General features: G+C 38.2%; 14 protein-coding genes and 1 pseudogene. 10 read left to right on the top strand and 5 right to left on the bottom strand.

All coding sequences use genetic code 11. The features are described 5' to 3' along the window. A pseudogene (locus tag ACTJJG_RS09295) lies at positions 1-145 on the bottom strand (bifunctional succinylornithine transaminase/acetylornithine transaminase); the annotation flags it as partial. 135 nt (positions 146-280) lie between these two features. On the opposite strand from ACTJJG_RS09295, the gene ACTJJG_RS09290 reads away from it, so the two are divergent. From ACTJJG_RS09290 to ACTJJG_RS09250, 9 genes are all read left to right on the top strand, one after another. Next, positions 281-703, top strand: coding sequence for an Lrp/AsnC family transcriptional regulator (locus tag ACTJJG_RS09290; RefSeq protein ID WP_002120489.1), 423 nt, complete (start codon positions 281-283; stop codon positions 701-703). Positions 704-1,031: 328 nt separating this feature from the next. Further along, positions 1,032-2,462 (top strand): gamma-aminobutyraldehyde dehydrogenase, encoded by a 1,431-nt coding sequence (locus ACTJJG_RS09285; RefSeq protein WP_032056789.1) that lies wholly within the window; start codon positions 1,032-1,034, stop codon positions 2,460-2,462. Positions 2,463-2,490: 28 nt separating this feature from the next. Further along, a complete protein-coding gene (locus ACTJJG_RS09280; protein ID WP_016802970.1) occupies positions 2,491-3,261 on the top strand; it encodes a nuclear transport factor 2 family protein in 771 nt (256 codons plus the stop codon). Between the two features lie 55 nt (positions 3,262-3,316). After that, positions 3,317-4,036: a FadR/GntR family transcriptional regulator gene (locus ACTJJG_RS09275; protein ID WP_001277426.1), complete on the top strand. Its 720-nt coding sequence runs from the start codon at positions 3,317-3,319 to the stop codon at positions 4,034-4,036. Positions 4,037-4,101: 65 nt separating this feature from the next. Next, on the top strand, positions 4,102-4,809 hold the full coding sequence (locus tag ACTJJG_RS09270) for a cache domain-containing protein (protein WP_005075618.1): 708 nt from the start codon (positions 4,102-4,104) through the stop codon (positions 4,807-4,809). 186 nt (positions 4,810-4,995) lie between these two features. Continuing rightward, entirely contained in the window at positions 4,996-6,327 is a 1,332-nt protein-coding gene (locus ACTJJG_RS09265) for an APC family permease (RefSeq protein WP_032037926.1), read from the top strand. An 18-nt stretch (positions 6,328-6,345) separates the two neighbouring features. Then, positions 6,346-7,791 (top strand): NAD(P)/FAD-dependent oxidoreductase, encoded by a 1,446-nt coding sequence (locus tag ACTJJG_RS09260; RefSeq protein ID WP_032056790.1) that lies wholly within the window; start codon positions 6,346-6,348, stop codon positions 7,789-7,791. Positions 7,792-7,936: 145 nt separating this feature from the next. Beyond that, positions 7,937-9,295: an amino acid permease gene (locus tag ACTJJG_RS09255; RefSeq protein ID WP_079381166.1), complete on the top strand. Its 1,359-nt coding sequence runs from the start codon at positions 7,937-7,939 to the stop codon at positions 9,293-9,295. 376 nt (positions 9,296-9,671) lie between these two features. After that, positions 9,672-10,031: a hypothetical protein gene (locus ACTJJG_RS09250; protein ID WP_002120526.1), complete on the top strand. Its 360-nt coding sequence runs from the start codon at positions 9,672-9,674 to the stop codon at positions 10,029-10,031. A gap of 157 nt (positions 10,032-10,188) precedes the next feature. Here the strand turns inward: ACTJJG_RS09250 and ACTJJG_RS09245 are convergent, their stop codons facing one another. Genes ACTJJG_RS09245 through ACTJJG_RS09235 form a run of 3 tightly spaced genes read right to left on the bottom strand, consistent with a single transcriptional unit; the run spans position 10,189 to position 11,923 of the window. Continuing rightward, complete coding sequence (locus ACTJJG_RS09245) at positions 10,189-10,869, bottom strand: DUF799 domain-containing protein (protein ID WP_025465434.1); 681 nt, start codon at positions 10,867-10,869, stop codon at positions 10,189-10,191. Beyond that, the gene (locus ACTJJG_RS09240; RefSeq protein ID WP_005070471.1) at positions 10,866-11,234 is read right to left on the bottom strand and encodes a DUF4810 domain-containing protein; all 369 of its coding nucleotides are present in this window, start codon (positions 11,232-11,234) and stop codon (positions 10,866-10,868) included. Before ACTJJG_RS09240 ends, ACTJJG_RS09245 begins: the two co-directional genes overlap by 4 nt. Positions 11,235-11,251: 17 nt before the next feature. Next, positions 11,252-11,923, bottom strand: coding sequence for a CsgG/HfaB family protein (locus ACTJJG_RS09235; RefSeq protein ID WP_016802974.1), 672 nt, complete (start codon positions 11,921-11,923; stop codon positions 11,252-11,254). Positions 11,924-12,222: 299 nt separating this feature from the next. Here ACTJJG_RS09235 and ACTJJG_RS09230 point away from each other — a divergent pair, with 299 nt between their 5' ends. Further along, complete coding sequence (locus tag ACTJJG_RS09230) at positions 12,223-12,693, top strand: hypothetical protein (RefSeq protein WP_000735016.1); 471 nt, start codon at positions 12,223-12,225, stop codon at positions 12,691-12,693. Between the two features lie 131 nt (positions 12,694-12,824). On the opposite strand, the gene ACTJJG_RS09225 is transcribed toward ACTJJG_RS09230, so the two are convergent. After that, complete coding sequence (locus tag ACTJJG_RS09225) at positions 12,825-13,376, bottom strand: TetR/AcrR family transcriptional regulator (RefSeq protein ID WP_440608934.1); 552 nt, start codon at positions 13,374-13,376, stop codon at positions 12,825-12,827. Between the last annotated feature and the right edge of the window lie 621 nt (positions 13,377-13,997).

Below are 13,997 nucleotides of genomic sequence, written 5' to 3'. Positions count from 1 at the left end.
TCCCGCCTGCAAAATCGATATATTCTTTATTTTCTTGATCCCAAATACGTGAACCCTCTCCACGTACCGGAATGAAATTTGCCGGTGCAAAAACTGGAACCATCCACTCGTTAAAGTCATTACGAGAAACTGCAAAATTATTCATCTTATCTAGTCCATTAAATTGAATTATTAGGCTTAACCGATGCCCCTATTATTCAAAATCAAATTGATTCACAAAATTTGTAATTCAGTCAAAAATGAATTAATTTTTACCAATCTGATAATTGACAATTACAATATGGATAACATTGATCAAATTATTTTAGGTTTGCTTAAAGATAACGCACGGATGTCTGTTACCGAGTTAGCCGAAAAAGTTCACGTTTCACGGGCAACGGTAAAAAAGAGAATCGAATATTTAGAGTCTTCGGGCATCATTACTGGATATACGGTACGGTTTAAACCCAATGCCGAACGCAACGTCATCCGTGCATGGATGAGCATTATGGTTGAAGGGACCAAAGCGCAGTCTGTGATTAAAGAATTACGCCTAGAAAGTGCCGTGGAATGTCTACATAAAACGAATGGCAAATGGGACATTTTGGTCGAGCTACGCTCTGATACTTTAGAAAACTTCGACAAAGTTTTAGAAAGAATTAGAAATATTTCAGGTATTTATAACAGTGAAACTAGCATTCTGCTTGCGAGTCATAAAACTTAATCATTCACTTTAATTTCAAATTATAAGCTCAAAAAATTGATGAGCTAAGTATAAATCTTGGCTCCTCAAGCTGCTCTCGATTAGAAAATTATTCAATTATCTTTCATTAAATCTACTGAACTAGTACGACAATCAACTTCTCCTAAAAATCGTCAATAAATTTTTAATTTTTTTAAATAATCAAAATCAAAAACTTAAAATCCAATTTGATTTAAATTCCTACTTTTTTCACTTACTCCCCTCATCAAAGCATTTGACAGAAAATTTAAAACATAATACATATAGTATTATATGTTATATGTTAAAACCTAAGGACAAGGTATAAAAAATGGCTAAAACTCAACTACAACACTTCATTAACGGCGAATATGTTGCTAGCAAAGGAAATGATTTCTTCGATTTGGTAAGCCCAGTCACTGGTGAAGTTTATGCGCAATCACCGAATGCGACCGAGGCAGAAGTTGATGCAGCTTATGCTGCTGCAAAAGAAGCATTTAAAATTTGGGGACGTAGTACACCATCGACTCGTCAAAAAGCATTACTGAATTTAGCAGATGCTATTGAAGCAAATGCTGATCGTTTAATTGAGGCACAAAGTCGTAATACGGGTCAGTTAAAACATTTAATTGCATCGGAAGAAGTGGGTGCATCAGCAGATCAGGTTCGTTTCTTTGCAGGTGCTGCTCGCCTACTCAATGGCACTGCTTCAGGTGAATATTTAGAAGGTTTAACCTCTTCTATTCGCCGCGAACCTGTCGGTGTAGTTGGGCAGGTTACACCTTGGAACTATCCACTCATGATGGCTGTTTGGAAAATTGCTCCAGCTTTAGCCGCAGGTAACACCGTAGTACTTAAACCAAGTGATACAACGCCTGAAAGTACGCTTTTACTTGCTGAAATTGCTGCACCATTTTTCCCTAAAGGTGCATTTAACGTGGTGTTAGGCCAAGCTCAGGTGGGTTCAAAAGTTGTATCACATAAAACCCCTGCTCTCGTTTCGATTACAGGTTCAGTTCGTGCGGGATTACAAGTTGCAGCTTCTGCCGCAGCAAATCTGGCGAAAGCGCATCTTGAGCTTGGTGGTAAAGCACCTGTAGTGGTTTTTGAAGATGCCGACCTCGATAAAGCAGTTGAAATGATTGCATTAACGGGCTATTTCAACGCAGGCCAAGACTGTACTGCGGCAACACGTGTGATTGTGGCTGAATCTGTTCATGATGAATTTTTAAGCAAGTTAGTTGAAGCTGCAAAAAATACTCGTTTTGGTGAACCCGATGATCAAGACGCACTTTATGGCCCACTTAACAATGCCAACCAATTGAAAAATGTTAAAGCCTTTATCGACAACTTACCTGCTCACGCCAAAGTTGAAACAGGTGGAAAACAAGCAGACCGTCCAGGCTTCTATTTTGAACCAACTGTTATTAGTGGCTTAAAACAACACGATGAAGCAATTCAAAATGAAATTTTTGGACCAGTGATTACCGTTCAAAAATTTACCGATGAAAATGATGCGATTGAAAAAGCCAACGATGTTGAATATGGCTTAGCTTCAAGTGTTTGGACTAAAGACCATGCCCGCGCAACTCGTCTTTCTCGTGAACTCGATTTCGGTACAGTTTGGATCAACACCCATATTCCTTTGACCGCAGAAATGCCACACGGCGGTTTCAAAAAATCAGGTTATGGTAAAGATTTATCTGGCTACGGTTTTGAAGAATATACCCGTGTTAAACATGTGATGAGTTCAAACGAATAATAACAATGCGTTTTGAAAGGAGATCAAAATGAATAAGCAAGAAATGAAAGACTTGGTGACTAAAGCCCATCACGAGCTCTTTAATTTGCACGATACCACTGCTCTGGACCGTTATTTTTCTGAAGACTTTATAGAGCACTCACCACTCGTTGCAAATGGCATTTCGGGCCTTCGCCAATTGGTAGAAGACTGTCCTGACATGCAACACGAAGCTGTGCGTGTATTGGCAGATGGTGACTTGGTTGCAATTCATGGCCGCTTTCAGGGTCTAGATGAAAACCCTTTAGTTGGTTTTGATATTTACCGAGTGAAAGATGGCAAAATTGTGGAACATTGGGATGGTCTTGTGGCAGAAGCTGCGCCGAATGTGAGTGGTAGAACCCAATTAGATGGTCCAACTGAAATCGTCACTCACCATGATCCAGAGAAAAACCGCGAGATTGTGACCTCGTTCTTTAAGAAGTCATTAATTGATGGCAATTACGAAGCATTCAAAGAATACACTCACGACGATCAGTTCATTCAACATAGTCCAGACATTGGCGATGGTGTTAAAGCAGTTATTGATTTTTTGAACAATATCCGTAATGAAGGACAAGGTTTGGTATACTCCAAAACGCATCGCTCCATTGCTGATGGTCAATTTGTCTTGACACATTCCGAAGGAAGTATTGCCGGAAATCGACATGCCTATTTTGAATTATGGCGTGTGGATAATGGCAAAATTGTTGAACTTTGGGATGCAATACCAGCTGTGCCTGAAGATGAACAGGCAGTCCATCAATATGGCGTGTTTTAATCATTTATCCGTTTCATTAAGCTAAGTCTCTGACTTAGCTTTTAGAGAATTCGCCATGTCAGCATATACGATAATTTTTGCACCTATCGCTCAGGCAACTCGATCGGAACAAGTTGTGGAACGCTTGGAAAATGCAATTATCTCTGGATTGCTCAAAAGCAATGAACAGCTTCCTAACGAGGCGGATCTAGCTCGCTTAATGGGAGTGTCACCCATTACGGTCCGTGAAGCTTTAAATACTTTACGCGTAAAAGGTCTGATTGATACACGACGCGGGCGAAACGGCGGAAGCTTTGTTTGTGAGTTGCCCTCAGATTTACTTTTAAACAAGCACCCTCTGCGTCAGGCTTCCAATGAATATCTAGCTGATTTAGGCGAGTTTCATAGTGCAATTTTAAGCCATGGTGCATATTTGGCAGCACAAAGAACTACTGAATATGAACTAGGTAAAATCAAAGAGCTTATTGATCAATTTGAACAGGCCGTTGAACCAGACACACGTGCCCAACTTGATTTACGTTGTTTGTTAACACTTACCTCTTTTGCTCAATCAGCTCGACTGGCAAATCAAGAGTTAACCATACAAGCCGAATGGGCACCGCTCATTGCTGTGCTTTACCAAGATGATCAATTTCATCAACTGGTCGTCGCTCAATACCACCAACTTTTATCATCTTTTGTTCAAGGCAATGAAGATGATGCTGTTATTCAAGCGCGAAAAATCATTTCGATGCTAACAGACCAAATGCTTCGATATAAGTTATCTATCGAATAAAAACAATAAAGTAGAGCACTTATAAAATATCGAGTGAGAAATACGGAATTTTAGGAGTTATAGGAATGACCCAACATTTAGATATAGAAGAGCTTCAAAATTTGTTAAAGACGGTGGTTGAAGAAACGACAGCCATTACAGAAAAGCTGGCAACTAAAGCGAGCAAAATTCTTTCAAAACATGAACCTGAAAAAACAAAAGACGTTAAGCTTTCAGGTTCAGAACGCACGGCTTTGCAAAAAGAAATTAAAAAGGCCTTACAGGAAAGCCATTACAGTCAGGGTATTGGTTTTGCAAGTTATAGCCCTGCAACGCAAGAAGAGCAAGATTATTGGACACTCGAATGGTGGTATAAAAAAGAAGATCAGTTACAACAAGCTAAACTTGAAAACTATCAAAATGCTCAGCGATTTTTAGATTTCCGCTCTTTTGAATGGTTCCATAAACCTGCTCAAAACAAAAGTCCGTGCATCCATGGGCCCTATGTCGACTATATTTGCAATGGTGCATACACCATCACCCTTGCCCATCCAGTCATGATTCGTGATCAATTTATCGGTGTAATTGCTACCGATATTTTAGTTTCCGCACTCGAAAAAATTCTTATGCCGAAACTTAAAAACATAAAACAAAAAGCAATTGTGATTAACGACTCTTCTCGAGTGATTACTTCAAATGATATCACCATCAGAACAGGCACATTATTTAAAGGCCAAAGCCCCGAGCAGTTTCTGGCACGACCGTGTCAATCTTTTCAATTGGTCGTGATCTAGAGTTATATCAAAGATATAAGTATTTGATCTTGCTTTAGGGCATCACCAAGGCGAAACGGCCCCCCACTTTTGTACAAACTTTCTCCAAATAGACGTGTTTATTCAAGTCTAGGGGAAGTTTTGGCTCAAAAATAGCATCGCTTTTCCGGATGAAAAGCAAAACAACGAATTTGAGGTTGAAATGACATGGAAAATAAAACGTCTTCCTTAAAAAAACTGTCTCTTTGGCAAGTCACGATTATTGGTATTGCCTACATGACTCCCATGACAGTGTTTGATACTTTCGGTATTGTCTCTGGCATTACCAATGGACATGTACCACTGGCCTATTTACTCGCACTTGGCGCCATGCTACTCACCGCTTGGAGCTATGCAAGATTCAGTAAAAATTCTGAAAAATCAGGCTCGGCATATAGTTATACAGCTGAAAGTTTAGGGCCTAAAAGTGGCTTTTTTGTCGGTTGGTGCTCTCTGCTCGACTATTTGTTATTACCTCTCATTAATGTTTTGCTAGCCGCAATTTATCTCACAGCCCTTATTCCAAGTCTGCCTTACTGGTTCTGGGTAATTGTGTCGGCAAGCCTAGTCACTTTAGTAAACTGTTTCCGCATTCGGTTACTCGCCAATTTAAGCCTGTTGTTTGTGTTTGCACCGATCATACTCATGGTCATTTTTGTTTATTTAGTGATTAAGGGTATTGGCTCAACTCAAGGTTATGAGCATGTGCTTACATTGGCGCCACTCTGGCATGAGCACCAATCTTTACTCCCTCTCGTTGCGGGTGCCTCAGTTTTGTGCTTTTCATTTTTGGGCTTTGATGCGGTTACCACGCTTTCTAATGAAACCAAACAACCTACCAAAAATATTCCTCGTGCAGTCATGTTAACGACTCTCGCTGGTGGGCTGATTTTCTTCACGGCCGCTTGGTTTATTCAGCTTTATTTTCCAAACAATCTTCGTTTTCAACATCCTTCAGAAGCGTTGCCTGAAATTGTACTTTACGTTGGTGGTGCTTTTTTTCAATCCGTATTTTTATGCGGACAAATTATGAACACAGTCGCCTCTGGCCTTGCTTCACATGCCAGCGCTTCGCGTTTACTGTATATAATGGGTACCGATAATATTTTCCCTAAAAAGTATTTTGGGACAATTCATATTTCATTAGGTACACCGTTTTTTTCGGTTTTGTTTGTTGGTCTTATTTCAATGTCAGCGGTTTTTCTAGACTTAGCGCAAGTCGTCAGCCTAATTAGCTTTGGTGCCCTAGTCGCTTTTACAGCCGTGAATTTCTCTGTTTTTATGAAGTTTTATATTAAAGATAAACAGCGTTCAGGGTTTAAAAATAAATTTCTAAACCTATTTTTACCGCTTATATCAGTCTTTAGCATTATTTGCCTCTGGCTTAATCTCGATTCATCTTCACTCATGTTTGGTTGTTTCTGGTTAGCTTTGGGTGTTCTCCTATTTATCTATAAAACGATTAAAAAACAAAGTATTGCTATTAGTAATGCTTATTAATTTTTAAGGAACTTTATTATGAAAATTATTTCTAAACCTCAACTTTTAAAAGACGTGGAATATAAACCAAGTAAATCTCTACAAGTGGGTAAAGAGTGGAGCTGGTTAAATCCAAAACATAAAAAATTTGATACATCCACGGTTAATGACACTTCGGTAGATAACCCTGCAAACTATTATGAAAGCTCACTTTCTGATTGGCATACATTTGACAGTTTAAAAGCTGATATTGAATGTGATGTGGTGGTTATTGGCGGTGGTTTATTGGGTTCATCTACGGCCTTACATTTAGCTGAACAAGGCGTAGAGACTGTTTTATTAGAAAAAAACCGTGTAGGTAGCGCAGCTTCTGGACGCAATGGCGGACAACTCACCCCTGGTTTAGCTCGCTGGGAAGCTCAAGAAATGGCCGATCGCTTGAGTTATGAAGATGCCAAAAAACTCTGGCATTTTACCTCTACAGAAGCGATGCAACTGATTGATGACATTTCGGAAAAATACCAACTCAACTTTGACCGCAAATACGGCCACATTACCGCCGCCGTTCATGAAGGGCATTTAGTTGGTTTAACACAAGGCGCCGATGCACGAAAATACTTAGGTGAAGACCATACCCGCATTGTGGGTAAACATGAACTCATGGACTATATTAAATCTGACTACTATACAGGTGGTTTAATTGATGAGTTAGGTGGACAAATTCATCCTTTAGCTTTAAACCGTGGCTTAATTTATGGCTTTTGCCAAAATGGCGGTACTGTTTATGAGCAAACAGAAGTCCTTTCAATAGAAGAAAAAGCAGATGGTATTTATGTTCAAACTGCAAATGCGGTCGTAAAAGCTAAAAAGTCTGTAGTTTTAGCAGTACACCATGCTTCATTTAAACTTTTATCAGAGCAAAACAATACCACAATTCCGTTCTATACTTATGTTGCGACGACTGCCCCGCTAGAGCTTGATACAAAAGAGCTTTTACCATTTGGGCATCCGGTCTATGACACTCAGTTCCAAATTGATTACTATCGCCCCGTATTTAATAACCGCTTATTGTTTGGTGGCCAAGGCACTGGCACATGCTGGGGTCCAGAGAAAACATTAAATTATCTAGAGCATCGAATTCACACTGTTTTCCCTCAAATTAAAAATCTAGAGATGGATTTTGTCTGGAGTGGCACGACCGATTTAACCGTAAATGGTGCAGTCGATAGCCGTAAGTTTGGTAATAAGTTCCCGATTTATGCTGTTCACGGCTGGAGTGGTCACGGCGTTGCTCAGACGGTACGTATTGGTAAAGCCATCGCGAATGACTTTGTTGGGCAATCTAACGACTTCGAAATGTTATCTAAAATTGATCATCAAAATATTATTTTTGGTCGTACCCTTGCTCCCGTTGTTATTCCCCTCGCTAAAAGCATGTATGGCATCGGCGCAATGATTAATCCGGGCAAAATGGTATCTTTCTAATTTATAAAATAACCGATTTCAAAAAGGGATCCGTATAGCTTTGTACGGATCCTTTTTATTTAGCTGAGTAAAATCCTTTTCAAACTAGGTTATCCCTAACCAATCTATTACAATAGCGCCAGCTTTTTTATTCAGCGCATATATTTTGAGCAACTCATCTTCCCAATTAAAACGCGGACTTAAAAATCGCCATATCCAGTTGATCGCTATGGGTGGTGCTGTCGGGACAGGTTTATTTTTAGGCTCTGCACAAGTCATCCAGTCTGCTGGTCCTTCTATTATTTTAGGTTATGCCATTGTCGGTTTGGTCGCATTTTTAATTATGCGCCAAATGGGTGAAATGATCGTAGAAGAACCTGTGGTCGGTTCCTTTAGTTACTTTGCACAAAAATATTGGGGGAAATTCCCCGGTTTTTTATCGGGCTGGAACTATTGGGTTGTTTATATTCTGGTCGCGATGACCGAACTGACAGCAGTTGCTAAATATGTGCATTACTGGTGGCCCCACATTCCTGCTTGGATATCAGCCTTATTTTTCTTTGTTTTGGTCACATGTTTGAACTTAGGCAACGTTAAATTTTATGGCGAATCTGAGTTTTGGTTAGCTATTATTAAAGTTGCGGCGGTCATTGCCATGATCGTGTTTGGCTTATATTTATTGCTTACCGCAGGTAGTGACTCTATCGCTAGCTTTGCAAACTTATGGCAGCATGGCGGATTTTTCCCGCATGGGTTCTCGGGCCTATTTTATATGCTCGCCTTTTTAATGTTTGCTTTTGGCGGTATTGAACTGATTGGGATGACTGCCGCTGAAGCCGAAAATCCAGAAAAAAGCATTCCACAAGCCATTAACCAAGTCATCTTTCGAATCTTGGTTTTCTATGTGGCTTCGCTTGCTATTATCATGTCGCTCATTCCGTGGAATCAGCTTGACCTCGGTGGTTTAGATAAAAGTCCATTTGTGATGATTTTTAGCCAGCTTGGTATTGGTTGGGCAGCACATTTGCTTAACTTTATTATTTTAACAGCCGCACTGTCTGTTTATAACAGCGGTATGTACGCAAACAGTCGTATGTTATATGGTCTAGCAGTACAAGGCCATGCATCCAAAATTTTTACAAAAGTCAGCAAACAAGGGGTTCCAACACCTGCTGTTATTTTCTCTTCTATTCTGATTTTTGGTTGTGTATTACTGAATTATTTTATCCCAGAAGAAGCTTTAAGCTATCTCATGTACATGGCCGTGGCTGCGCTGGTTTTAAACTGGGCAATTATTAGCTTTACGCATTTAAAGTTTAAACGTGCCATGAAACTTGAGAATAAAGTTGCCAAGTTCCCTGCTCTATTTTCACCTTTAAGTAACTATATCGTTTTGATTTTTATTGGCATGATTTTATACATCATGTGGACTCAAGGGTTTGAAAAATCGGTGATTTTAATTCCAATCTGGATTACATTCATGTTTGGATTATATAAATTTTTGAGTTGGAAAAAATCAATCTAATATTCAAAAAAGGCTTATTCAAACAGGATAAGCCTTTTATCATTTAACAGCTTGTTACCCTAAGTAACTTCAGAAAATCTACTCAAAAAACCATTCACATTTTATTCATTATTATTGAATTGCTCTCTGCTAGACACATGGATATGTAAGCGTTAGTCATTCTAAACATTGGTATTTAATGAGATAATTATTAAAGTACAAGTGTTTACATGATCTATAAATATTTGTGTCAATGTTCAGCTAAAATCAAAACAGACCAGTTATCGTTACGATCACTCAATAGGCAAAAGATACTGCATCGCAAGACAGGTTCTTTACCCACTGCACTGATTTAGCCGTCAACTGTGTCACTCAATGATGAAAGACAGGAAATTTTATGGAAAAAGCTCTGCAATGTCCTAAGTGTGGTTCTACAGAAATTGAAGCACGTGACCATGACAAATTACTTAGAACAACTGGCGGTGTTTTACTCACAGCTGCCGGTACAACGGCAGGCACTGTAGGTGGCGCTGCGACTGGTGCTACTGTTGGAGCAGCTATTGGTACTGTTGCTGGTCCTTTAGGTGTAATTGTTGGCGGAACTGTAGGGACTTTTGTTGGTGCCATTAGTGCAGGAATTACTGGCGGTGTAGTTGGTAATATTTTTGGTAAGAAAGCTGGCGTAATAATCGACAAGAATATTTTTCAAGATTATCGCTGTCTAAAATGTAAATACCGTTTTAAGCAAAAGAAGTAATTTAAATTAAATAGGAGAACTAGTTACTCTAGCTCTCCTACCTAATCAAAAAATTTATAAACTATCTGGAATAATAAATTTTTATCTAGCATTTCATATAATTAAACTAGATTGCAGCCTATTTTTAATAAAGTAAAACTTTAGTTAAGACTTTAATTTACTTAGCTACTACTCCATCTTGTTGATATTTTGGTGAACGTGGACCATATAACAACCCCATACCCGGATTATAAGTCGTCGGGGTAAAAAGTTGAGTATTTACCATACTCGCTAATGGGTAAGCCCGATCAGTAAAGCTGCCAGCAATCTGTTCAACTAAAGCACCGACGACCATTCCGATTAAACCCGCATTACCATCATTACTTGCTTGAACAAGTTTTTTCTCACCTGTCCAAATCACATCTCCAGTTTTTAAATCAACAAGCTTTGCATCAGCACTTACTGTCGCGACACTCTGAATCACTTGGTATTTAGAACCATATTCTTTAATTCGAATATATAAAGCTGCGTCTGCACCAAAAATCTCTTGTAATTTCTGGGGTGCAATAGACTGAGCATCACTGCCATTAGTAACCCCATTCTCTTTAAACATATTGTCTACGACAGAGATTGGGAAAACGTAATAACCAGCTTCTGCCACAGGTGCCACCACAGTAGGCCAATAACTATAAGTCGCTTTTACATCAGGCGAATCATTGACTGGAGGCAATACCAAAATCGATTTTGGCATATGAGCTTTATAAGCTGTAATATCTTTATTAGGTGGTGGAGTAACGGCACATCCAGTAAATGCAAGGCTAGAGATAACCAAACCAGCAATTAGAAATTTCTTCATCATGATTTTGCATTCCCACCATTAGCATTCATTTTTTGCAATAAGCGATCCATTAAAACTGTAGATTCTGGATATACTTGTCGTTCAAGCTGGAAATACTCAATTGCTTTTTGAGAATTATTCTCTTGTAAATACAATAATCCTAAATGCGCATATAAACCTGGCGGAACGGCTAAGCCCTTGCCTTTAGTTTTCTCAATTTCAGCTTCTAATTTTGTGATTTGCGTACTTGGTGTCGCTTTCTCAGGTGAGTTATACATCAAATAGGTTTGATGAGTATAAGTTCCCCAATTATATAAAGGTTGAGGACCAGCGGCACACCCAACCAATCCCATAGCAAGAAAACTGCTTAAAAGAATTTTTTTCATTTAACACATATCCAAAATTATTGAATTGACCAACGGTTATTTTGAATATCTGTTACAAGATTATTAACTGCTTCACGAACAGCTAAATCAAGTACTTTGCCATTTAAAGTCGAATCATAAGAAGCTGTAGTACCAAAGCCTAAAACTTCACGTGCGCCTAATGCATATTCACCAGCACCTTGTACCGAATGCACAACTTCTGATGTTTTTACATCAACAATATTTAAATTAACTTTGGCATAAGCAACTTGTTGTTTACCACGTCCTAAAATACCAAATAACTGTTGATCGCCTACTTCTTTACGACCAAATTCAGAGACATCACCAGTAATAACGTAGCGAGCACCTTTAATAGATTGGCTCGTATTGCTATAACCTACTTCTTGTTTAATTTCTGATAGATTGTCACGGTTTAAAACTGAAAAATAGCCAGTTTGCTGTAAATGTGTTTCAAGAATAGTTTTCGCCTGCCCACCTAAACGATCGACATTATCAGAGAAAACGCCTCTCATATAACTAGAGCGATTATCAAACTTACCAATAGAAATAGGAGTTTTTACTCCGGTATATTTTGTTGTAGCAGTAGCAGCAGTGACTTGTGGACTTTGTATCGTTCTTGAAGTTTCAGTAGTTGAACAAGCAATTAAACCGAAAGAACTCAAAGTAGTAATGATTAATATTTTTTTCATGTTTACTCTATAAAGATAAATAAATACAAAGAATACATATTATATACAAAAAGACTATCAAATAAGCGAATAAATTAGGACTCTAATAAAAAATTTATTTAATTCGTTTAAATAATTTTTAAAGAAGCAAAAAATTTATTCTATAGATAGTTAATTATATGAAACCTATTATTAGTAAATTAATCATGGTTTGCCGTGGTATAGAAAAATCTATCTATGATATAAAAATCAGCCACTTACTTTACGCTTTAAAGAAGATATGAAACAATTATGCCCTAATACAACTTCTGAAATTACAAATGAAAAAATTATTACTTTTAAGCTTAGTTAGCATTTTCAGCTCATATAGTTTTGCAGAGGACAATAGCTCGATTTATCGGGGACTTGGTACTGGTCCTGAAGATTTTTTAAAGTTTCAAATTCTTAAACAAAAAGGTTTCCTAGCCAAAAAACCTAATATTTCAAGAGCAGACTATAACGATATATACAAACTCAAAAAACCTTATGAATTTATGGGACAAAACGTTGTGCTTATTTCAGATGAATATATGTCTGAATATGTGGGCTGTTGTGTGAGTGAAGGTTGGGGAGCTGTATTTAAGCAAACCACCAATTTAAAATTAATTGAAAAATTTGCAAAAAAGAATCAATGTAATATCGCTCCGATAGAAACCGATAGCACTTACTATGGGTTTAAAATTAGTTCTCTGCCAAAAGGTAATTACTATGAATTATCCTGCCGCGAACGTGATTTAGATGAGTCTCAATAAGTCAAAATTAAACTCTGAAAATAAGAGCCAATATTCTTGTTTAGCTTAAAATATCAGACCCATATAAACTAAGTGAGCAAGATGCTTTTGAACTACCTTTTCAAAAGCATCTTGTTCCAAAGCACTATTCATCAAGTTATTTTAAAAAACCGCTCCAACACCTCATCCCTCTCACTCAAACTATTGGTACTTAAAAACCCAAACATCAAACCATCTATTAGATTTAAAACCATATCGGCATCAGGTTTTAAGGCACGAGTTTCCAAACTAAAAATTAGGTCAAAAAGCTCTTTAAGTAGCCATTTTCTATATTCAATCGCCATGCGGTAAGCCCTTGGGTAAAGCAGTTTTAATTCAAAAATGGCTTTAAATAAAAGATGGTAAAAGCTATTCACATCGACATGTAAGCGAACAATTTCTTTGAGTTTATCGGCTGCGTTTGGGTAGCGGTGTGAGTAGACAATTGCCAGTACTTCTTCTTTGAGTCGGCTTTTTTGAAAGATTAGACACATTTCAACAAGGCGTTCTTTCGAGTGAAAGTAGTTATAAAACGTGGCTTTTTGAATTTTAGATTTTTTAATAATCAGGTCTACGCCTGCATTATGGAATCCATGCGTGGTAAAAAGTTGGATGGCGGTTTGAACCACCTGTAATTTTTTGGAAGATATTTCTAAAGTTGGCATAGTTTTACCGTTATAAATTCTTGTTGTTTCTAAATGAGATAAAAAGCCTGTGCCCTTTCTGGGAGAAAAAAAGGCACAGCAAAGCCGTAAGACGGTGCTTGGCACATCTCAAGTTTTGTATTTGCTAAGTTTTAAGTAAAAATGACTTAGAGCCTGAAAACCTTATGGCGTTCAAGCTGCTGTAAATTTTTAAGTTGTGTCGTTATAGCTTTTGGCAGCCGCTGCCAAGAAATAATGAATGTGCAAAGCCAACTCCTTTTTTATTGGGAGTTCTGCCAAATCATTAAAATTATGGTGGCAGAACGAAAGGGGGTTCGCAGACTGGTCATAGATCCAGCACACCCGTGGGTGTCCCCCTCCCGTTCCACCGTAGAGGGGGCACGAGGGGCTAGACACTAAAGGTATAAAACCTTTAATGCTTCTATGAGACGGTCTGCGACAACCGACTGGCAATGTGGCCAGCATGCGAAGAATAGTATTCAACTCTCTTACAGTCAAGCACACAAAATGACATTTGTTTTAAATTAGATCATTAAAAAGTAAGGATAAATAATGAATGAGTTATTGTTAAATTGGGGTTTATAACGGGATTGAAATTTATATAGATATATTAGTTTTACA

The sequence above is a fragment of the Acinetobacter sp. 22512 genome (genome assembly GCF_052044755.1).
Classification (GTDB): Bacteria; Pseudomonadota; Gammaproteobacteria; order Pseudomonadales; family Moraxellaceae; genus Acinetobacter; species Acinetobacter pittii.
The sequence above is the reverse complement of the archived record's forward strand: the minus strand, read 5'-3'. Positions and strand labels throughout refer to the sequence as shown.

What these genes read in the sequence shown, in the direction of transcription:
- ACTJJG_RS09290 (WP_002120489.1), top strand. Translation starts at nt 281, where the DNA reads ATGGATAACATTGATCAAATTATTTTAGGTTTGCTTAAAGATAACGCA.
- ACTJJG_RS09245 (WP_025465434.1), bottom strand. Translation starts at nt 10,869, where the DNA reads ATGATGAAGAAATTTCTAATTGCTGGTTTGGTTATCTCTAGCCTTGCA.
- ACTJJG_RS09235 (WP_016802974.1), bottom strand. Translation starts at nt 11,923, where the DNA reads ATGAAAAAAATATTAATCATTACTACTTTGAGTTCTTTCGGTTTAATT.
- ACTJJG_RS09260 (WP_032056790.1), top strand. Translation starts at nt 6,346, where the DNA reads ATGAAAATTATTTCTAAACCTCAACTTTTAAAAGACGTGGAATATAAA.
- ACTJJG_RS09230 (WP_000735016.1), top strand. Translation starts at nt 12,223, where the DNA reads ATGAAAAAATTATTACTTTTAAGCTTAGTTAGCATTTTCAGCTCATAT.
- ACTJJG_RS09225 (WP_440608934.1), bottom strand. Translation starts at nt 13,376, where the DNA reads ATGCCAACTTTAGAAATATCTTCCAAAAAATTACAGGTGGTTCAAACC.
- ACTJJG_RS09265 (WP_032037926.1), top strand. Translation starts at nt 4,996, where the DNA reads ATGGAAAATAAAACGTCTTCCTTAAAAAAACTGTCTCTTTGGCAAGTC.
- ACTJJG_RS09285 (WP_032056789.1), top strand. Translation starts at nt 1,032, where the DNA reads ATGGCTAAAACTCAACTACAACACTTCATTAACGGCGAATATGTTGCT.
- ACTJJG_RS09270 (WP_005075618.1), top strand. Translation starts at nt 4,102, where the DNA reads ATGACCCAACATTTAGATATAGAAGAGCTTCAAAATTTGTTAAAGACG.
- ACTJJG_RS09280 (WP_016802970.1), top strand. Translation starts at nt 2,491, where the DNA reads ATGAATAAGCAAGAAATGAAAGACTTGGTGACTAAAGCCCATCACGAG.
- ACTJJG_RS09275 (WP_001277426.1), top strand. Translation starts at nt 3,317, where the DNA reads ATGTCAGCATATACGATAATTTTTGCACCTATCGCTCAGGCAACTCGA.
- ACTJJG_RS09250 (WP_002120526.1), top strand. Translation starts at nt 9,672, where the DNA reads ATGGAAAAAGCTCTGCAATGTCCTAAGTGTGGTTCTACAGAAATTGAA.
- ACTJJG_RS09240 (WP_005070471.1), bottom strand. Translation starts at nt 11,234, where the DNA reads ATGAAAAAAATTCTTTTAAGCAGTTTTCTTGCTATGGGATTGGTTGGG.